This is a genomic window from Marivita sp. NO-S04, assembly GCF_059070475.1.
On record NZ_CM180980.1, the window covers coordinates 883,287 to 902,788 of the forward strand.

Sequence of the window (19,502 nt, forward strand, 5' to 3'; positions counted from 1 at the left end):
ATGAAGCAGCGCAAGTCCGCAGCCACCGCCATCCGCCAGTGGGCGCCGATCTCGGAAATCCAGTTCTGCGCCTGGGTGGCGCAGGCAGAGCCGGGCGACTGTCTGGAATATCACCGCGGCTGTCTCGCGGTGGATGCCGACAAGGTCACGTCGGATTTGGACCCGAATGCCCGTGCCGAGCTGGCGTGTCTGCGCGACCGTGCCTTCTGGAGCGAAACGGCGGGCCTCGTTCACCTCGTCCAGCAACGGCTGGGGCCAGACCGCTTTGCCTATCTGGCCATCGCCCGTCCCAAGACATCCCGCACGGCAAGAGCTGTCGCGCAGCTGGCGGAAGCTGCCTGACCCAGACCCCCCAGAAAGGAGACCCAATGACCTATCCTCAAAACACCCCGAGCGTGGATGACATGCTCAAGATGCCGACCGGCGAGTTGGCGCAGATGCCAGTGGAACTACTGGCCGCCCTGCAAGGTGAACTTGACCACGCGAGCAAACAGCTGAAGGCCGCCACCGCGCGGTTCAACACAGCCCTTGAGGTCCGCTACGCCACGCGCGCTGCCGAGGCCCGTCGTGCCTGCGGCAAGGACACTGGCACCGTCCGCCTCGTTGATGGCGATTACACCGTCGTGGCCGACCTGCCCAAGCGCACCGACTGGGACCAGGCCAAGCTGGCGCAGATTGCCCGGAGCATTTCCGACAGCGGCGTCGACCCGGCCGAATTTATCGACACCAAGCTGACGGTCTCGGAGCGCAAGTACACCGCGCTGCCCGAGGCCTGGCGCAAGGGTTTCGAGCCCGCGCGCACCGTGAAGGTGGGCGCGCTCAAGGTGACGCTGGAGCGCGAGGAGGGCGGACAATGACTGCGCTCGTTCCAATTGCGGTGGCTGGCGAGAACCTACCGGGCCTGATTGACCGTGCAGCGTCCATGCTGGCCAGCGCCAAGACCTCGGCGGATGTTCTGGAAGCTCGCGAGGCCGCTGGCCTTGCCTATGACATCGCCAAACGACTTCGCGCGGACGAATATGATGCAGCGCAAGCGTGGGGGGAGGTGGCAAAGCGCGGATGGGATAGTGGTGTTGACAAGCGCAACACCACTACCGCAGCCGATCTTGGTCTCCGCCACGATCAAATCCACGATGCACGCCTGATCCGAAACGCCAAAACTGCGGATGAGATCGGCGAGGTGCTGTCATGACCGGCGCACTCCCCATCATCACGGCCGATCAGCGCATGGCGGAGCCCCGCGGTATCAAAGGCGTCATCTTCGGTCCCTCGGGCATCGGCAAAACCAGCCTTCTCTGGACGCTGCGGAATTCCACCACGCTGTTTTTCGATCTCGAAGCCGGTGATCTGGCCATTGAAGGGCTGGCCATCGATGCGATCCGGCCGCGCACCTGGACCGAATGCCGTGATTTCGCGGTGTTCATCGGCGGCCCGAACCCGGCGCTGCGCGACGATCAGGCGTATAGCGCGGCCCATTATGCCGCTGTTTGCCAGAAGTTCGGCAATCCTGCTGCGCTCGAAACTTACGACACGGTGTTCATCGACTCGATTACCGTGGCGGGACGGCTCTGCTTTCAGTGGTGCAAAGGCCAGCCTGAGGCGCATTCGGAAAAGACCGGCAAAGCGGATGTGCGCGGTGCCTATGGTCTGCACGGGCGCGAGATGATTGCCTGGCTGACCCACCTGCAGCACACGCGCGGCAAGAACATCTGGTTTGTGGGCATCCTCGATCAGAAGCTCGACGATTTCAATCGCAAGGTCTTCGCCCCACAGATCGACGGTAGCAAGACCGGGTTGGAGCTGCCCGGGATCGTCGATCAGGTCATCACCATGGCCGAGATCAAAGGTGAGGGCGACACCCTTCAGCGTGGTTTTGTCTGCCAGACACTGAACCCTTGGGGCTACCCCGCCAAGGATCGCTCCGGCCGTCTCGATCTGATCGAGCCGCCGCATCTGGGTCAGCTGATGGACAAGATCCGCGGTCCCCTCGTGCCCGCCGAATGCCGGCTGACCTACCAGCCGCCTCAACTCCCAAAGCCGTCCCCAGCGACGGCTGACACCTCCAACGCTTCCACCAACTGAAAGGACCCGAGCCATGTCTCTCTGGAACGATTTCAATGATGCGCAGTCCAACAGCAATGTCATCCCCAAAGGCACGTTGGCCAAGGTGCGCCTGACCATCCGGCCGGGCGGGTTTGACGACCCGGCACAGGGTTGGACCGGCGGGTATGCGAAACGTGGTAGCACCGGGTCGGTTTATCTCGATGCCGAATACACGGTCCTCGAAGGGCAGTATGCCAAGCGCAAGATTTGGTCGATGATCGGGCTTTACAGCCCCAATGGCCCGAACTGGGCCAATATGGGCCGCAGCCTTGTGCGGGGTATCCTCAACTCGGCCCGCGGGATTTCCGACAAGGATACCTCGCCCGAAGCGCAGGCCCGGCGCCGCATTAGCGGTTTTGCTGATCTGGATGGCCTCGAATTCGTCGCACGGATCGATGTCGGCACCGATACCAACGGCGAGGACAAGAACGAGATCAAGAGCGCAGTCATGCCGGACCACCGCGATTATGCGCAGATCATGGGACTTGTGGCGGCTCCTGTCATGGCACCGCAGATGCAGATGCCCGCGTCCGCGCCTCAGTATCAGACACCGGTCGCGCCCACTTCACCTGCACATGGTTATCCGGCACCGGCCACCTCTGCGCCAGTGCAAGGTCATCCGTCCCAAGCGCCACAGTCGCACCAGATGCCTGCGCAGCAGACACCTGCTGCACCGGGCTTCCCGGGCCGGCCCAGCTGGGCTGAGTGAGGAGATCGGCCATGCGTTTGCGTCCCCGTCAGAAAACCTTCGTCGAGCGCAGCCTTGCTGCGCTTGGCACCCGCACGAACACGCTCGGCATCGCGCCGACCGGGGCAGGTAAATCGATTATGCTGTCTGCGGTCACCGGCGACAGTATTGGCGAGACCGACGCCAAGGCCTGCGTGCTCGCCCACCGCGACGAGTTGACCGAGCAGAACCGCGCAAAGTTTGGACGGGTCAATCCGGCGATCACCACCTCTGTCGTGGATGCCACGACCAAGTCCTGGGGCGGGCAGGTGACCTTCGCCATGGTCCCGACGCTCACGCGGGAGCGCAATCTGGCGTCCATGCCGAAGCTCGACCTCTTGGTGATCGATGAGGCGCATCATGCCGTGGCTGACAGCTATCGCAGGATCATCGACCATGTGCGCGATACCAACCCCGACGCCCGCATCTTCGGGGTGACGGCCACGCCCAATCGCGGCGACAAAAAGGGCCTGCGCGCGGTCTTCGACAATGTCGCGGACCAGATTCGCCTGGGAGAGCTGATCGCCTCTGGGCACCTTGTGCCTCCTCGCACCTTTGTCATCGATGTGGGCGTGCAGGACAAGCTCAAGGACGTACGCAAAACCATGTCAGATTTTGACATGGCAGAGGTGGCTGAGATCATGGACCGTGCTCCGATCACCGAGGAGGTGATCCGGCATTGGCAGGAAAAGGCCATGGACCGCCCCACGGTCGTCTTCTGCTCCACCGTGGCGCATGCCGCGCATGTGGCCGAGGCCTTCAACGCCGCGGGAATTCCGGCCGGCCTGATCCATGGTGATCTGCCCGGCGAGGAACGGCGCGCCATTCTGGCCGCCTTCGCCCGCGGCGAAATCCGCGTCATTACCAATGTGGCGGTACTCACAGAGGGCTGGGATCATCCGCCCACCTCCTGCGTGGTTCTCCTGCGCCCCAGCTCTTACAAATCGACCATGATCCAGATGGTTGGCCGCGGGCTGCGTATCGTGGATCCCGCCGAGTTCCCCGGCGTTGTGAAAACCGACTGCATTGTTCTGGACTTCGGCACATCCAGCCTCACGCATGGCACACTTGAGCAGGATGTCGATCTCGACGGCACCTCCGGAACTGGGGAAGCCCCGACCAAGACCTGCCCTGAATGCGAAGCCGAAATCCCGCTGGCCTGTCGTGAATGTCCGATTTGCGGCGAGGCGCTGATCGATACAGAGGAGGATCTCAAAAGCCAGGAGGGACCTGACGGTGATCTGTCCGGCTTCCTGATGACGGAAATTGACCTGCTGAAACGTTCGAGCTTTGAATGGGTCGATCTCTTCGGAAGCGAAGACGCGTTGATGGCCACGGGCTTCACAGCCTGGGGTGGGGTCTTCTGGTTGGAAGGGGTCTGGTACGCCGTTGGGGGCGCGAAGGGTGAGGTGACCCAACTTCTGGGAGTTGGTGAGCGTGCCATCTGCCTAGCGCAGGCCGATGATTGGCTGAACACCTATGAAACCGATGAAAGCGCCTTCAAGACCCGCGGCTGGCTGAAGCAACCGGCCACCGAAAAACAACTGCAGTACCTCACGCCCGCGGTGCGCGGCGACTTTGGCCTGACCCGCTACAAGGCCTCGGCGTTGATGACGTTCGGGTTCAACAAGCGGGTGATCCGAAAGCTGATCCTGAGTGCTGCACCAGCTGCCCGGGAGGCCGCGTGAGCCATGTCGCGCAAATCGTATCCCCGCCCACAGTGGCTGCGGATCGCCCGGGCTTTGATCGCCTCTGGCATCCTCGTTTCATGCCATGTGCCGTCTGCCTACGCCCCGCGCAGGGCCTCGGCTTCTTTAATCCCGACAAACCGCGCCCGCGAGAACACCGCTGGTTCTGCTCGATGCCCTGCCAGGGGTTCTTCGCCGTGCGCCACAGAAAAGGACTGACTATGCAGGGAACGACCGATGAAGAACGCCTCGCCATCGCGCTGGTGATGAAGCGGCTGGGTCAAACGATGGAACTGATCGGCTGGGACAAGCGGTTGAGCGATCTCACCGAGACCGACGTAACCGCGCTGATCGAGGAAGTGCTGGAAGGCTATAGCGCCGAGATGTCGCGTATCGCGAAATCTCAGGGGGTGCCCTTCTGATGCTGGATTACAATCACAAAGCCAGCTTCGCTGAGCGGGTCAACGAAACCATCGATGTGGCCCTGACCGCAGAGAACGCGGCAAGGACGCCACGTGACTATCTCGGTGGCTCGCGGCTTGGCCATGCCTGTGAGCGCGCACTCCAGTTCGAGTTCACGGTTACGCCGAAAGATGAGGGCCAGGACTTCTCAGGTCAGGTTCTGCGCATCTTCGCCATTGGTCACGAGCTGGAAGAGCTTGCGATCCGCTGGCTGCGCGGCGCGGGGTTCGATCTCTACACGCAGAAAGGCAACCGCCCTGATGGGGGCCAGTTCGGGTTCTCCGTCGCGGGCGGGCGCATCCGCGGTCATGTCGATGGCATCATCGCCGCGGGGCCCGAGGGCTTTGGTCTCGCCGTTCCCGCGCTCTGGGAATGCAAGACGATGAACGCGAAGAACTGGCGCGCCTGCGTCAAGGATGGCGTGGCAAAGTCAAAGCCGGTCTACGCCGCCCAGATCGCCGTCTATCAGGCCTACATGGAAGCGCAGGTGTCGGGGATTTCCGCGAACCCGGCCCTGTTCACCGCGATCAACAAGGACACGGCCGAACTGTATCATGAGCAGGTGCCGTTCGACGCCGAGTTGGCGCAGCGCATGTCGGATCGCGGCGTGCGCATCCTGCGCGCCACGGATGCGGGTGAATTGCTGCCCCGCGTCGCGGCCAATCGCGACTTTTTCGAATGCCGGTTCTGCTCCTGGGCAAAGCGCTGTTGGGGACTGCCGGCATGACGGATGCGCCCAACGACCCGCCTGACACAGACCATGAGAAAGAGGAGGCCGACATGGCCCATGATGATCGTACAGAAGGAAACGATAAGGCGCCGGATGCGCCCAAGGAAAACCTTGTCCATTTCAATCCCTGGCGCGACTTCAACGATGCCGCGCCGCAGATCGATGTGTTTGGGGATGAGCCTGACCCGGAGCAGATCGCCCAATTCATGGAGGTGGTGTTCGGCTATTGTGAAGGCCTGATCCCCGTCCGCAGTTTTATCGACAAGGGGCAGGGCTTTGATGGCCGCCCGCATAACATCTGGATCGAGGCGAACAACACCGTCATCGACAAGATGACCACCTTTGCCAACTGGGCAGCCCGTGAGGGGGCTGCGGTCTATGTGATCCCCGGCACTGTTGGTGCGCCTGGGCAAGCCAAGGCCGGCGATATTCTGCAGATGCAGGCTGTGGTCGTTGATATCGACACGGGCGACATCGCCGCCAAGCGGGCGCATCTCGAGCGCCATCTCGGCCCACCCACCATGGTGGTGGAAAGCGGCGGCGTGACGCCTGAGGGGCAGCGCAAGGCGCATGTATGGTGGAAACTCACTGAACCCGCCGAGGGCAGTGACATTGCGCGCGTGACCCGTATCCGCGGGGACATCGCCGCCAAGGTTGGTGGTGATATGCATTTCCGCTCGGCGCATCAGCCGATCCGGGTGGCAGGCTCGGTCTATTACAAGAACAACCTGAAGACGCAGGTACGCATCGTCACGCTGAACGCGGGTCTCGAACGCGATCTGGGCGAGTTTACGGAAGCCGTCACCGATATGCCACCTGCACCGGGTGTATCGCTGCAGCCGGACTTTACTACGCCTGACAAGCCCGCCGTCGATGATGTGCTGGTCACACCGGTGCGGGAGAGCGCGCAGGACGACTGGTCGCGCTTCGAGGGGGCCTCGGCCGCCATCGGATACTTCATCCGCATGGTCCATGAGGGCCGAATGTCGAAGGATGAGGGCTGGGAGGGTATCTGCGGCTACAACGCCGCCATGCTACGGCCCCAATGGCCTGTTGAACGACTCAAGCGGGAGTCCGAACGCCTTTGGGCCCGGCATGTGGAAAAATACGGGCCGCCGCTGATACGGCTCGACAGCGCGGCACCGGCGCCAAACGAGATGCCGGCCTTTACGCTCGGCGCGCTGCTGGACGACGACAGCCCGATGCCTGCCGACATCATTGCGCCGCGTGTGCTGACGCCCGGTGGACTGTTGGTTTTGGGCGGTGCGCCCAAAGTGGGCAAAAGCGACCTGCTCATCTCATGGCTCGTGCACATGGCAGCCGGCCAGTCGTTCCTCGACTTCACGCCCCCGCGGCCCTTGCGCGTGTTCTATCTGCAGGCCGAAATCCAGTATCACTACCTGCGCGAGCGGATGAAGCAGATCAGCCTGCCGCCTGGAAACGGCGGTGCAAAATTAGGCCATGGTAGCGGCGGGATAGTCTCGCTGCGGGCGGAGTAAAATCCTGCCACTTTTCCCTTCTTGCATCGGCAGGGAGGGCGGGGAGATCTATACCGTGGAACTTTACAAGAAGGTTCGCTTGGCGTGTTCCGAGGGCATGAGCGCGCGGGCGGCGGCGAAGCATTTCAACATTTCGCGTGGGACGGTTGATAAGATGTTGGCCTTTTCGGTGCCGCCTGGCTACCGGCGGGACAAGCCGATCAGGCGGCCGAAGCTGGACGGGTTCACCGAGTTCATTGACGCCTGGCTTGAAGCCGACAAGGTCGTGCATCGCAAGCAGCGTCATACGGCCAAGCGGATATGGGAACGGCTTCAGGCCGAGCACGGCTTCACCGGAGGCTATACGATCGTCAAGGATTACGTGCGTGATCGCGAGCGGCGGACCCGGGAGATGTTTGTGCCGCTGGCTCATCCGCCGGGCCATGCTCAGGCCGATTTTGGCGAAGCGGTTGTCGTCATCGGCGGTGTCGAGCAGAAGGCGCACTTCTTCGTCATGGACCTGCCGCACAGCGATGCCTATTTCGTCCGGGCCTATCCAGCGGCGACGGCGGAGGCCTGGATAGACGGCCATGTCCGCGCGTTTGACTTCTTCGGCGGGGTGCCGCAGTCGGTGCTCTACGACAACGACCGCTGCCTGGTGTCGAAGATCCAACCGGACGGCACGCGCATCCGCGCCGCGCTGTTCAGCGGCTTGCAGTCGCATTACCTGTTTCGGGATCGCTATAGTCGGCCCGGGAAGGGGAACGACAAGGGCGCTGTCGAGGGGATGGTCGGCTACGCCCGCCGCAACCACATGGTGCCGATCCCCCACTTTGCCAGTTGGGACGATTTCAACGCAGACCTTGAAGGGCAGTGCCGCGCACGCCTGACGCGCATTCTTCGGGGTCACAAGGAGACGATCGGTGAGAGGTTGCAGCGCGATCTGGTCGCGATGCGCCCCCTGCCTGCCGCCCCGTTCGACGCCTGCGACCAAGCGGGCGGCAGGGTCAGCTCGCAGTCTCTCGTGCGCTATGACACCAACGATTACTCGGTCCCGGTCGCCTATGGCCACCAGGATGTCTGGATCCGCGGCTATGTCGATGAGGTCGTGATCGGCTGTCGCGGGGAGGTGATCGCCCGACACCCGCGCTGTTACGATCGCGAGGACATGATCTTTGATCCGGTTCACTACCTCCCGCTGATCGAGCGCAAGATCAATGCCTTGGACCAGGCCGCACCCTTGGCGGAATGGGACCTGCCCGAAGAGTTCCAGACTTTGCGCCGCCTGATGGAGGCGCGCATGCTCAAGATGGGGCGCCGCGAGTATGTGCAGGTGCTGCGTCTGCTCGAGACCTTCGAGATGGATGACCTGCATGCCGCCGTGAAGAAGGCCCTGAAGCTGGGCGCGGTCGGCTTCGACGCCGTGAAGCACCTCGTGCTTTGTCAGGTGGAGAAGCGCCCCCCGAGGCTTGATCTCGATGTCTACCCCTACTTGCCGCGGGCGAATGTCGAGACGACGCGGGCGGCCAGCTACATGGCCTTGATGTCGGAGGCGGCGGAATGACCGAGGCCCCGAAGATCCTGCTTGCCCACCATCTGAAGACGCTGAAGCTGCCCACATTCTTGCGGGAGCACGAGAAGGTTGCGCGTCAATGCGCCGCCGAAGGACTGGACCATGTCCAGTTCCTGTCGCGCCTCGTGGAACTGGAACTCATTGACCGCGAGCGGCGGATGGTCGAGCGCCGCATCAAGGCCGCGAAGTTCCCGGCCACCAAAAGCCTCGACAGCTTCGACTTCAAGGCGATCCCGAAGCTGAACAAGATGCAGGTGCTGGAACTGGGGCGTTGCGAATGGATCGACCGGCGTGAGAACGTGATCGCCCTCGGGCCCAGCGGAACCGGCAAAACCCACATTGCACTGGGCTTGGGACTGGCAGCCTGCCAGAAGGGCATGTCTGTCAGCTTCACCACCGCCGCCGCGCTGGTCAACGAGCTGATGGAGGCGCGAGACGAACGTCGGCTGCTGCGCGTCCAGAAGCAGATGGCTGCCGTGAAGCTGCTGATCATCGACGAGCTCGGATTCGTGCCCCTGTCCAAGACCGGCGCCGAGCTGCTTTTTGAGATGATCTCCCAGCGCTACGAGCGCGGCGCCACGCTGATCACCAGCAATCTGCCCTTCGATGAATGGACCGAGACCTTCGGCACCGAGCGGCTGACCGGCGCGCTCCTCGACCGGTTGACCCACCACGTCAACATCCTCGAGATGAACGGCGAAAGCTATCGCCTCGCGCAAAGCCGCGCACGCAAGCCCGGCGAAAACATCAACTGATCCAAAGCCCAGACTTGGACCTGACGGTCCAAGGCGGCCAGTCACCCGCCAGCTACATGGAGAGCGCGGCTGACTGGCCGCCGCTCATCACCCGCGTCCCGCGTAAACCCAAAGTGGCCCAGTTTTGCGCCGCCCCGTGGCCTAATTTTACTCCGCCGTTGACAAGTTCGACGACCACCTTCCGTTATATCGCCAGCACGAGATCTTCGCCCGCATGGGAGCAGACATTCCCGAAAGCACGCTTGTTGGCTGGTGCGGGCGAGCCATGAAGACCTTACAGCCGCTCATTGTACGGATCGAGGCGGACATCATGGCCAGCGACCTGCTGCATGCGGACGACACCCCCATCCGGGTGCTTGATCGCAGCATGCGCAACAGAGGGCTTGGCAAGGGTGTCAAGCAGGGCCGGATCTGGGCCTATGTGCGTGATCAGCGACCCTGGGCCGGGGCATCACCACCGGGTGCTGTCTATCGCTTTGCGCCAGACTGGAAGGAAGAGCACGTCCTCAGTCATCTGTCCGCAGCGCAGGGCATTCTTCAGGCCGACGGCTACAAAGGGTATGCCAAGCTTTACGCGCCAGAGCCTGACGGCACAGCCCGTTTGCGGGAGGCCGCCTGTTGGGCGCATCTGCGGCGCGACTTCCATGACTTTTGGACCTCAACCAAATCCGAGATCGCTCGCGAGGCGCTCGACCGGATCGGAAAATTCTACGACATCGAGCGCGATATCAACGGTCAGCCCGCCAACGTCCGCTATGCGGCACGTCAAAAACTTACCAAGCCCAAGGTCGAGGCTTTCTTTGCTTGGTCTGAACAGCAGCTTCTGCGCATCCCCGGCAAAAGCGATCTAGCCAAGGCGTTCCGCTATGGCCTCGCGCGGAAGGAGGCCTTCAGCCTGTTCCTGAACGACGGGCGTGTGGCCATCGACAACAATCCGGCCGAACGCGCCCTGCGCCCGATTGGAATAGGACGTAAAAACTGGCTCTTCGCGGGCGCAGATACCGGCGCGGAAACCCTCGCGCGCGCGATGACGGTCATTGAAACGGCCAAGCTGAACGGTCTTGACCCGCTGGCCTATCTTGCTGACATCCTCGACCGCATCCACGATCACAAGATCAACCGGCTTGATGAATTGCTGCCTTGGAACTGGGCGCCGATCGCATCCGTGAAGAACAGTCAAGCCGCGTAAGCTGCGGTATCAATGGCGTGGTTACGTTCAAACGAGCCAGGACATCCGGTTCGTAGAAGATAGATTTCCTGGCATGCGGTGCCGCGCGATCGCTGCTCAGTTTATGCAAGACGAGGTCGTTGCGCTCTTCGAACTGACTTTGCAGGACGATGAGATCAAGGTCGTTGAGGAACGGCACTATCGGCTTGTCCCGGCGAAGAAGCTAAATCGCGATGCGATAAGGGACTACCGAGACTGAAATGCGCGATACACTACGTCGAATTTGTGAACTCCAACCTCGTTATTCCTCGAAGAATACGCCTGAAATGCAAGAGCGCGGCCATTTGGTCCGTCAGGTGCTTACCAAGGAGCTCAGAGCACTAGAGGATACTTTGAGCGCCGCCCTTGGTTCCTTTGGCGCAGATTTCCACGTCGATGCGTCGGACGGCATAGGAAATAAGACTGAGCTGGCTTGGGCGCGCTTTTGTTCAAAGGAGATGTCACCTAGGCCGACAGACGGCTTCTACGTTGTTCTGCACTTTTCGACGGACGGTTCTGGCGTCAACATCTCCGTTGGATGCAGCTCATCCAAATTTCACAACGGATATTCGATAATCCTACCACCCGAGGAGCTAGCACAGCGTGTTCAATGGGCGCGCCGGATCGTGGAAGAGGATCGCGGCTCTCTTGAACCCTTCACTGAATCGAATGACTTTGGCGCGCGTTTGCCACTGCCAAAGTCGTTTCAGGATGCGAGCGCTCTCGTGAAGAAGGTCGCCTACGATGACATCGATGATGAGGCGGTAACGGATCATCTTGTCACGGCAGCAGAAATGCTAAGGGCGATTTATTCAGCGCAGCGGCAAGGGCGTGAGCTCTCGCCTGCCGATCAGACGGAGCTCGAAATTCTCAGTATCACCCGACCAAATTCTACCATCGCCAAAAGCCAGGGCTTCGGCTTAACGTCAAAAGAGCGAAAAGCCGTCGAGCTTCGTGCGATGGATTTGGCAGAGGACTGGTTGAAGGGCCAGGGCTACAAGCCGAAGGATACATCATCGAACAAGCCCTACGACTTCGAAGCAAAGAAGGGCGAAGACCGCATCTTCGTCGAAGTGAAGGGGACGACGAGCGACAAGGCAGATGCCATCGCCATGACACACGGCGAGGTAGCTCTTCACCGGCGCGAGAAGGGGAATACCGCTCTTCTAATCGTCACGGGAATTCGGCTGCATAGGGGTGATACTAACGGTCCTTCAGCAAGCGAAGGTAAGCTTGAGGCTCTTATAGGGTGGAACATTGATGCATGGCTCCTAGAACCCACCGCCTTCCGCGTTTCGCGGAAGGGTGGTTAGGACCAGCAGCGGGGGGTGTCAACTAGGCGATCACCGTTTTGTGCCCGAAACCGCGCCGTAACGCTGTTGTAAACAGGAGCACCGCGGCATTCGCACGTCATGATCTCGGAGGTGCATCTTGCGGCTGCCGGATTGGTCAGGTTGGCGCAATCAGGCGGTTCAAACTGATCACTTCGGCTCTGGGGTTCTGCCCGTCTCGGTCGCGTGCTGTGCCAAGCGTCTTTGGCCTAGTCTGAGAGGGGTGCCAAAATGTATACGTTGCGCCATCACGTTGACTTGGAATAATTTTTAAAGGCTGTGGCGAAACCCGGCAAGATGAATCCGACGTTATCAATCCTTTTGTTGGCTAGGATGTTCAGGCAGCGTCGCGGATGTAGGATGTGACAATTCCACCGAGCTGACGCTTGCGGCGGATCGGGCCCTCCCGGACGGGCTGGAAATCGACTTGCAGCACGTTGTTCCCTATGTCGCGACCACGATGTGGGCGCTCGGTGTTGTAGTGGCGCACCCAGGTCCGCAGGATGTAATCCAGCTGGGAACGGCTGAAGCAGATGAAGAAATCGAGGCATTCGCGCTTGATCGTCGCGATGAAGGATTCTGCGAAGGCATTGGCGTCGGGCGCCCTGTGTGGGATTTGGATGACCCGCGCGGTCTCCGACTCCCATACGGTATCGAAGCTGGTGCAGAATTTGGTGTCGGCATCGCGGATCAAGAATTTCGGCATGATCCCTTGCTCCGTGCACCACATCAAAGTGTTGCGGGCCTGCTGCGGGTTTCAGTAATTCCCGGACACGCGTTTCGGTAATTCCCGGACAGGGATTTCACTAATTCCCGGACAGCTCTGGGGAGACGTGTGCGCGGTTGGTCATCGCCTGCGATGTAACGGCATTCTCCCGCTCTTGAACAAGACCGGGAGGGACCATGCCGAGACAGAAGCGAGCGAGGCGCACGACTGTGCAAGACATACGATCAATACTGCGACTGACGCATGAACAGTAAGCGGTGTCTGAAGGGCACTTGGGTTTCAGCTTGACGGCTGGAAGTTCCAAGGAAGCAACTCGTCGATGCGGTGTTGCGGATGTCCGGCCGCAATGGCTTCGAGCGTAGCCTTGAGATAGGCGAAAGGCTCGATGGCGTTGATCTTGGCGGTCTCGATCAGGGATGCGATGCGGCCCCATGCCTTGCCCCCCTCGTCATGACCGGCGAACAATGCGTTTTTCCTGTTCAAAGCAATCGGCCTGACCAGATTTTCGACCTTGTTGGAGTCGATCTCGACGCGTCCGTCCGTCAGGAAGGTCTGCAAACCATCCCAGTGTCGGTGGATGTAGGCAAGCTTCTCTCCGAGGCGCGATTTGGCCGAGATGCGCAGGCGCTGCGCTTGTAGCCAGATGCCGAAGGCTTCGACCAGTGGCGCGGATCGTGCCTGGCGCGCTGACAGGCGCTGGCCCGGGGACGTGTCGCGGATGTCTTTCTCGACGGCATAGATTCCTGCGATCTGGCGCAGGCCCTCGGCGGCGATCTCGGAACCATCGCGATCGAAGATTTCCTTGAGCTTGCGACGCGCATGCGCCCAGCAATGGGCGACAACGATCGGATCACCGCCCTTGCGGTCAGGGCGCGTCAGCCGGTTGTAGCCCTGGTAGCCATCGAGTTGCAGCGTGCCGTTGAAGCCGGTCAGGAATTTCTCGGCATTCTCCCCGCGGCGATCGGGAGCATAGAAAAAGACGACCCCGGGGGGATCATCGCCGCCCCATGACCGATCATCGCGCGCCAGAGCCCAGAGGTAGCCTGTTTTTGTCCGCCCGCGGCCCGGATCGAGGACCGGCGCCGTGGTTTCGTCCATGAACAGCTTCGTGGATGTCTTCAGGTGCTCGGCCAGCCGGTCCACGATGGGTCCAAGGTGGAAAGCTGCCACACCGACCCAATCAGCCAGCGTCGAGCGGTGAATGTCGATGCCAGAGCGGGCGAGGATCTGTGATTGTCGGTAGAGCGGGGCATGGTCCGCATATTTGCTGACCAGAACATGCGCGATGGCGCCTTCGGTTGGGAGCCCGCCCTCGATCAGCCATGCGGGCGTCGGTGCTTGTGTGACCCCATCGGTGCAGGTGCGGCAGGCATATTTTGGGCGGACCGTCACGATCACACGGCACTGTGCCGGGACGATGTCGAGCCGCTCGTTGCGGTCCTCGCCGATCCTGTGCATCTGCCCGCAACCACAGGGGCACATCAGGCTGTCGGGTTCGACTACCTGCTCGATGCGTGGCAAACCGGCGGGCAGGTTGCCGCGGTTGCGCCTGGCCACTCGCTTTCGCTTGGGCTTGTCGTCTCCGGGCGTCTGCACCTTCTTTTGTTCACGGGCCTCGGCGACGGCAGCTTCAAGATCCTCGAAGGTCAGCTGGCGATCATCTTCGCTGAGCTTCTCGGACTTCTTGCCGTGGACCACCTGGTTCAGCTCGGCCACCAGATGCTCAAGACGTTTGACGATGTCCTCCAGCTCCGCGGCCCGCGCAGCTTTTGCCTTCAAGGCCTCAAAAGCTACGCGGTATTCCGGTGGCAGGACGGACAGATCGAGGTCTTTGGCAGCGGCGCTCATGATCAGTATTATACACTGGGATCAAAGCCATGATCCCTGCATTCGTCGCCCCGAGTCACTCCGCCGCAGCTGGTGGGCGGGTCTCCAGCGCCTTGACCTTGCGCCAGTCCAGCCCGGAAAAAAGCGCCTCGAACTGTGCGTGGTTCAGCGCCATCATTCCGTCCTTGATCGTGGGCCAGGTGAAGGTCGTGTCCTCGAGCCGTTTGTAGGCCATGACCAGACCGCTGCCGTCCCAATAGAGAAGCTTCAGCCGGTCCAAGCGCTTGGCCCGAAACAGGAACACTGTCCCGGTGAACGGATCTTTGCGGAGCACGGTCTGCACCATGGCTGTCAGCCCGTCGTGTCCTTTTCTGAAGTCAACCGGCTGCGTTGCCACCAAAATGCGCACACGGTTCGAAGGGAAGATCATGCGCCACCCCCAAGCGCACGCACGATGTCCCCAATCCGGGCTGCAGGCGTGGCACCGTCCAGCCGGACAGAAACCGATCCAGCTACGATCTCGATTGCCCTACTCGCCGAACCCGTATCTTCCGCCGATGGCGAACTTTCGACATCGAACATCACCAACGGGGCGAAGTCCGTGTCAGCCTCTGGCGCGGGCAAAACAAGTTCACCATCCTTGGCCAGCCGCCGCCATCCCGACAGGTGGTTCGGGCGAAGGTTATACTTGCGCGCAACGTCATTCACCGTTGCTCCAGGCACCAGCGTTTCTGCCACGATCCGCGCTTTCACACGATCTGGCCACCGTCGGCTCCCGGTCCGTGAGACCTCAACGCCCAAACGCGTGAGAAACTCGTTCGTAGTCTCCATGGCGAAACTCACCTCCTGTTATCCAACAGGGCGTGAGTCTCAAATCACAAGGATCAAGAGAAGGTGGGCGCCACACAGCGCTTACCATGAACAGGGGCTTTCGGCGCGTGAGGTTGCGGCGCGTCTGAAGCTAAGCAAGACAACCGTCGCGACCTATCTGCACCGGGCCCGAGAGGCTGGGCTGAACTGCTGGCCACTGCCCAAGGGGCGGGATGACGATACCACGCTGAAGCAGGTTGTGTTCCAGCGCGTGGGGCGTCCGCCCCGGGACCTGACTGAGCCCGACTGGTCGAAGCTGGCGGCTGAGATGAAGCGTAAGGGCGTGACGTTGCTGCTGCTTTGGGAGGAATATCGGGCGGCCCACCCCGACGGGTATGGCTACACTTGGTTCTGCACGCGTTACAGGGAGTTCGAGACCCGGATCAGTCCCCGGTACCGCAACCGCCATGAGGCTGGTGCGGTAATGCAAACCGATTACGCCAGCCACACCATCCCGATCATTGACCCGGCGACAGGCGACGAGCACCGCGCCCAGATCTTCGTCGCTGTTCTGGGTGCGTCCAATTACACTTTTGCCTGGGCCAGCCTGAGCCAAAAGCTGTCCGACTGGATCGACGCCCAGGTTCGGGCGCTGCACTTCTTTGGTGGCGGACCCTCGGCGGTGGCTGGACAGCAGAGGAAGCCCTTTCGATTGCTCTTTACGCCTGTCTGGCGGGAAAATCATTCGATCAAGCGCTCCGGATCGCCGTGATGCACGGCGGGGACAGTGATTCAACCGGGGCAATTGCGGGGAACATGCTTGGCCTGATGGAGCCCGTAGCAGTCTTGAAACATCGTTGGTTCTCTGTGGTCGAAGGTGCCGATCTCATTTCGAGACTGGTCCGCGATTTTCTGCGACTTCAAAACGACAGCGACTTGGTCGAACGGATGAGTGATGCCTATCCGGGTTTCTGATTGCAACTCACTGGAAACGAGAAACAATTGAGAACCATGTTCACGGGTGCAGACTGTGTTTGTGCTGTGATTGAAAGGTTAAAATTTCGGCATGCGCGAAAAGACATGTTTGTGGAGTAACGCGAATGGCTGAAGCTTGGGGGATCTTGGTGCCGAGCGACATTCCGTCCGCCCGACGATTGCAGTCGCTTGGTTTGACCCGAGCGATCCGCCGTTTCAACGAGAAAGCTGTGCCTGGCATGGGCGGGCTCTGGTTCGCGATGCCGCTGATCTGGTCGATGCTCGGGATCGCGGTCGCTCAGAGACTTGATCGCCGTCCCATCGAAGTTGCCAATGCAGTCGAGGCGCTGGCGATGAAGCAGGCGCTCAACGACGGGGAGGGCGAAGCACATCCGCGGGTGCGCGGGCGGCGAAATCTGGCCCGGGTTGGGTGGACTTTTGAGGCCCTGCGCAAGCCGGGCGCGTATGTAACCCAGCCGTTCAGGCAGGCCTGCACCCAACCGCTTGTGACGCTCGGTCTCGTCAAGGGGACAAGTGCGCGCTTCAACTCCTTCCACCTCTCTCAGGACGGCGAACGGCTTCTCGCGCCGCTCGCGGCCATCCAATCGGAGATCGAGAAATGGGCTGAGGGCGGCAAACGCGTCGACTGGGAAAAGGTGTCGAAGATTCGCCCGACGGCCGGTCTTCCCAAACCGGTTCGCGCAGAGCTCATGCGCCGCATCTACGGCGGCGGGCCAGAGGCGGATCGCCGCAAGTCTATTCGCGATATTGGCGAAAAGCTGACGTCAGATGGCATCCTTGCTGTTAGTCCGAAAGGTCTCTCCGGGGATCACTTGCTCGATCTCAGAGGAGGGATTGCAACGGTCCGTCTCAGATCCGCTGCTTTGCAAGTCCTTGGCGCGGTCGAGGGGCGCATTGCGAAGCGGCGAGACGACGGACTGACGCCGGTGCTCACGCTCGTCGAGGCCAGCGAGGACGATGACATCCGGACGTGGATTGACGCCTGCGTCGACGAAGCGAAGCGGGCCGCACCACATATCAAAGCGTCAAGAGAGAAGGAAAGCAGGGTGTTTCTGCGCGATTGCCAGAGCGCGGATGGCCTCCTGCAACGCCTTGCACGACGCGATGGGGTGGTGATCGTCCTGCGTGACGGCGATCTAGCGCCTGGACCTGCGTTCGGAGCAGGTGCCGCGGACGATGACGATGGCGCCGCTCAGCTCTCAGGCGTGCCGGAATTGCCGCGTATCGCCAATCTTCTGGCTCTCACGGAAGATCTGGCAGCCCCAAGAACGCGCGCTGACGGTGCTAGTGTCTCCAGATGAGCCATAGCCTGCTGACCCTTTTTGCCCCTCCTGACGGATATGCCGGCGATTTCGGCATGTTCTGCGGCTTTACTGCGAGTAGAGACGTGCTCGAAAGGATCGCGCGGACGTTCTCGGGCGATGCTTCGCACCCGCGCCTGGCGGCTTTCATCCATCCGACAGCGGCGGCTGTCACTGACTTGCCAGGCATCGCCTGGATGCATTTTTCGCAGCCCGCTCCGTTCCGCCTGCTTCATGCGAAAGTCGCGCTGCTGGGCTTTGGTGCGTCAACCGGATATTGCCTGCGGCTTGCGGTCAGCACCGGGAACTGGACCGCCGAGCCGCTGACCACCAGCATCGACATGTTCTGGTCCGGGGATCTCGTGGTGGGAGAGAAGAGCCCTCAGTTGGTCTCGGACATTCGCGCCGCAGACGACCTCTTTGGTTGGCTTCGTGAACAATGCGACGATGCCTTGCTGAAACAGGCCTTCGATGGGATGAGGCCAGACGCACGCTTCCGCGAGGCTGTTGACGGGCTGCTCGAAAGTCCACGTCCACCACGCTTCATCGACACGCGCGAGAAGACCATGCGCGAGCAGGCCCTCGAGAAACTCGGGGGACGAAAGAAGCACCTCGTAATCGGGTCGGGGTACTACGAAGCGGGCGATGATTCGGTGGGCCTGATCGAGAACCTCCGAAAGGAGCTTGTTAGAAGGAAAATCGTGGCCAAGGATGCCGAGCTCGATCTGGTGCTCAATCCAGAAAACTGTCAGGGACTGCACGCTCAGGCCGAGAGCCTCGTCAAAAACGGATGGAGGCTCCGCGGACCGGGATCCTGCCATGCCGAACACCGGCAGTCGAAGTTACACGCAAAGTTCCTCTACGTCGGAAAGCGTTCTGGGGCAGGACAGATCGGCGACGCAAAGATCTACATTGGTTCCGCCAATTTCAGCCGCATGGGCTTTGAGAGCACCGCTCGCAACGGGAACCTGGAGGCTGGCATCGTCATCACCCCGGATCCCACGCTGAGTTGGCGCAGGAACGCGAGGGCTGGCATTCGAAATCTCCTGCCCGGCAACTTCGACGTGGAGATCGAACCAACAGCCTTATCCGCCGGCCCAGCTTTCGCACCACCTCCGGCGCCTCCTGCGCCGCCTCCGATTAGCTTCGTTGAATGGGAGCGCGATCGCATACGCGCCCCGGACGACTGCAAGGACACGGTCGAGATCCTTGGCCGCGATGAAAAGCCCGTCGCGCTGCCTAGCACCTGGCCCGCACCGCCACCGGTCTTCGTCACGCTGCATCCAAGTGGCTGGAAGGTTCCCGTGCGGGCTGATGGTGCGCTGGTCGTGCCGAAACGTGGACAACCGAGCCTTGAGGACATTCTGGCGTCAATCGGCAATTTTCCGTCCTATCCCATCGGCGCGAGTGAAGACGACAACGATGGGGATGGCGTTGACTGGGAACCGTCAGGCGATCCCATTGGAAAAGCGAATGACGATTCGCGAACCTATCCGCTCCGGCAGATGATGCGTCTGATCACGCGTCTCACCGAGGCACAAAGGGAGCTTGAACCGCGCGAATGGCAGCGCTGGTGCCGGGAACTCCGGCAGGAACTTCCGGGCCTCGCAAAGAGCGAGCAGCCAATGATCGAACCCTTCAGGGTGGCAAGGGCAAGTCCGCTGCGCGCCTTGATAGATCCCGAGTTCTTGCCAGATGGCGTCGACGTCGCCCCTCTCAGAGCCGCGATTGACAGGATCGAAGTTGCCTGGGGCCTGGATGGCGCGCGGGATCTGTGGAGTCCTTAG

19 protein-coding genes and 2 pseudogenes are annotated in these 19,502 nt (G+C 61.3%); 17 read left to right on the forward strand and 4 right to left on the reverse strand.

All coding sequences use genetic code 11. From position 1 onward, the window contains the following. From ACK3EW_RS04660 to ACK3EW_RS04720, 13 genes and pseudogenes are all read left to right on the forward strand, one after another. Positions 1–342: a hypothetical protein gene (locus tag ACK3EW_RS04660; protein ID WP_493808656.1), complete on the forward strand. Its 342-nt coding sequence runs from the start codon at positions 1–3 to the stop codon at positions 340–342. Positions 343–368: 26 nt separating this feature from the next. Then, positions 369–857, forward strand: a complete 489-nt coding sequence (locus ACK3EW_RS04665) for a hypothetical protein (protein WP_493808657.1) — start codon at positions 369–371, stop codon at positions 855–857. Then, positions 854–1,192 carry a hypothetical protein gene (locus ACK3EW_RS04670; protein WP_493808658.1) on the forward strand — a complete coding sequence of 113 codons (339 nt, stop codon included), beginning with the start codon at positions 854–856 and terminating at the stop codon, positions 1,190–1,192. The genes ACK3EW_RS04665 and ACK3EW_RS04670 overlap by 4 nt, the downstream gene beginning before the upstream one ends. After that, positions 1,189–2,082 (forward strand): ATP-binding protein, encoded by an 894-nt coding sequence (locus tag ACK3EW_RS04675; RefSeq protein ID WP_493808659.1) that lies wholly within the window; start codon positions 1,189–1,191, stop codon positions 2,080–2,082. The genes ACK3EW_RS04670 and ACK3EW_RS04675 overlap by 4 nt, the downstream gene beginning before the upstream one ends. A 13-nt stretch (positions 2,083–2,095) precedes the next feature. Beyond that, on the forward strand, positions 2,096–2,812 hold the full coding sequence (locus ACK3EW_RS04680; RefSeq protein ID WP_493808660.1) for a hypothetical protein: 717 nt from the start codon (positions 2,096–2,098) through the stop codon (positions 2,810–2,812). An 11-nt stretch (positions 2,813–2,823) separates the two neighbouring features. Beyond that, a complete protein-coding gene (locus ACK3EW_RS04685; protein ID WP_493808661.1) occupies positions 2,824–4,518 on the forward strand; it encodes a DEAD/DEAH box helicase in 1,695 nt (564 codons plus the stop codon). A gap of 221 nt (positions 4,519–4,739) precedes the next feature. Continuing rightward, positions 4,740–4,940, forward strand: coding sequence for a DUF6511 domain-containing protein (locus ACK3EW_RS04690; RefSeq protein WP_439121572.1), 201 nt, complete (start codon positions 4,740–4,742; stop codon positions 4,938–4,940). Further along, positions 4,940–5,707 carry a hypothetical protein gene (locus ACK3EW_RS04695; RefSeq protein ID WP_493808662.1) on the forward strand — a complete coding sequence of 256 codons (768 nt, stop codon included), beginning with the start codon at positions 4,940–4,942 and terminating at the stop codon, positions 5,705–5,707. Before ACK3EW_RS04690 ends, ACK3EW_RS04695 begins: the two co-directional genes overlap by 1 nt. Then, positions 5,704–7,209 (forward strand): AAA family ATPase, encoded by a 1,506-nt coding sequence (locus tag ACK3EW_RS04700; RefSeq protein ID WP_493808663.1) that lies wholly within the window; start codon positions 5,704–5,706, stop codon positions 7,207–7,209. The genes ACK3EW_RS04695 and ACK3EW_RS04700 overlap by 4 nt, the downstream gene beginning before the upstream one ends. Before the next feature lie 46 nt (positions 7,210–7,255). After that, positions 7,256–8,752 (forward strand): IS21 family transposase, encoded by a 1,497-nt coding sequence (gene istA / locus ACK3EW_RS04705; RefSeq protein WP_493809689.1) that lies wholly within the window; start codon positions 7,256–7,258, stop codon positions 8,750–8,752. Next, positions 8,749–9,516: an IS21-like element helper ATPase IstB gene (istB, locus tag ACK3EW_RS04710; RefSeq protein WP_493806540.1), complete on the forward strand. Its 768-nt coding sequence runs from the start codon at positions 8,749–8,751 to the stop codon at positions 9,514–9,516. The genes istA and istB overlap by 4 nt, the downstream gene beginning before the upstream one ends. A 157-nt stretch (positions 9,517–9,673) precedes the next feature. Beyond that, a pseudogene (tnpC, locus tag ACK3EW_RS04715) lies at positions 9,674–10,705 on the forward strand (IS66 family transposase); the annotation flags it as partial. A gap of 239 nt (positions 10,706–10,944) precedes the next feature. Continuing rightward, positions 10,945–12,036, forward strand: a complete 1,092-nt coding sequence (locus ACK3EW_RS04720; protein WP_493808664.1) for an MrcB family domain-containing protein — start codon at positions 10,945–10,947, stop codon at positions 12,034–12,036. 355 nt (positions 12,037–12,391) lie between these two features. On the opposite strand, the gene ACK3EW_RS04725 is transcribed toward ACK3EW_RS04720, so the two are convergent. The 4 genes from ACK3EW_RS04725 to tnpA all read right to left on the reverse strand — a co-directional run bounded on the left by ACK3EW_RS04725 (position 12,392) and on the right by tnpA (position 15,439). Continuing rightward, positions 12,392–12,760 carry an integrase core domain-containing protein gene (locus ACK3EW_RS04725; protein WP_493808665.1) on the reverse strand — a complete coding sequence of 123 codons (369 nt, stop codon included), beginning with the start codon at positions 12,758–12,760 and terminating at the stop codon, positions 12,392–12,394. Positions 12,761–13,060: 300 nt separating this feature from the next. After that, the gene (gene tnpC / locus ACK3EW_RS04730; protein WP_301070747.1) at positions 13,061–14,629 is read right to left on the reverse strand and encodes an IS66 family transposase; all 1,569 of its coding nucleotides are present in this window, start codon (positions 14,627–14,629) and stop codon (positions 13,061–13,063) included. A 55-nt stretch (positions 14,630–14,684) separates the two neighbouring features. Next, positions 14,685–15,038, reverse strand: a complete 354-nt coding sequence (gene tnpB, locus ACK3EW_RS04735) for an IS66 family insertion sequence element accessory protein TnpB (protein ID WP_301070749.1) — start codon at positions 15,036–15,038, stop codon at positions 14,685–14,687. Further along, complete coding sequence (tnpA, locus tag ACK3EW_RS04740; RefSeq protein WP_301070753.1) at positions 15,035–15,439, reverse strand: IS66-like element accessory protein TnpA; 405 nt, start codon at positions 15,437–15,439, stop codon at positions 15,035–15,037. Before tnpA ends, tnpB begins: the two co-directional genes overlap by 4 nt. Before the next feature lie 85 nt (positions 15,440–15,524). Between tnpA and ACK3EW_RS04745 the strand changes: the two are divergent. From ACK3EW_RS04745 to ACK3EW_RS04760, 4 genes and pseudogenes are all read left to right on the forward strand, one after another. Further along, a pseudogene (locus ACK3EW_RS04745) lies at positions 15,525–16,103 on the forward strand (sigma factor-like helix-turn-helix DNA-binding protein); the annotation flags it as partial. A 26-nt stretch (positions 16,104–16,129) separates the two neighbouring features. Next, positions 16,130–16,393, forward strand: a complete 264-nt coding sequence (locus tag ACK3EW_RS04750) for an ADP-ribosylglycohydrolase family protein (RefSeq protein ID WP_493809690.1) — start codon at positions 16,130–16,132, stop codon at positions 16,391–16,393. Between the two features lie 125 nt (positions 16,394–16,518). Then, complete coding sequence (locus tag ACK3EW_RS04755; protein ID WP_493808666.1) at positions 16,519–17,715, forward strand: hypothetical protein; 1,197 nt, start codon at positions 16,519–16,521, stop codon at positions 17,713–17,715. Next, complete coding sequence (locus tag ACK3EW_RS04760; protein WP_493808667.1) at positions 17,712–19,502, forward strand: hypothetical protein; 1,791 nt, start codon at positions 17,712–17,714, stop codon at positions 19,500–19,502. The genes ACK3EW_RS04755 and ACK3EW_RS04760 overlap by 4 nt, the downstream gene beginning before the upstream one ends.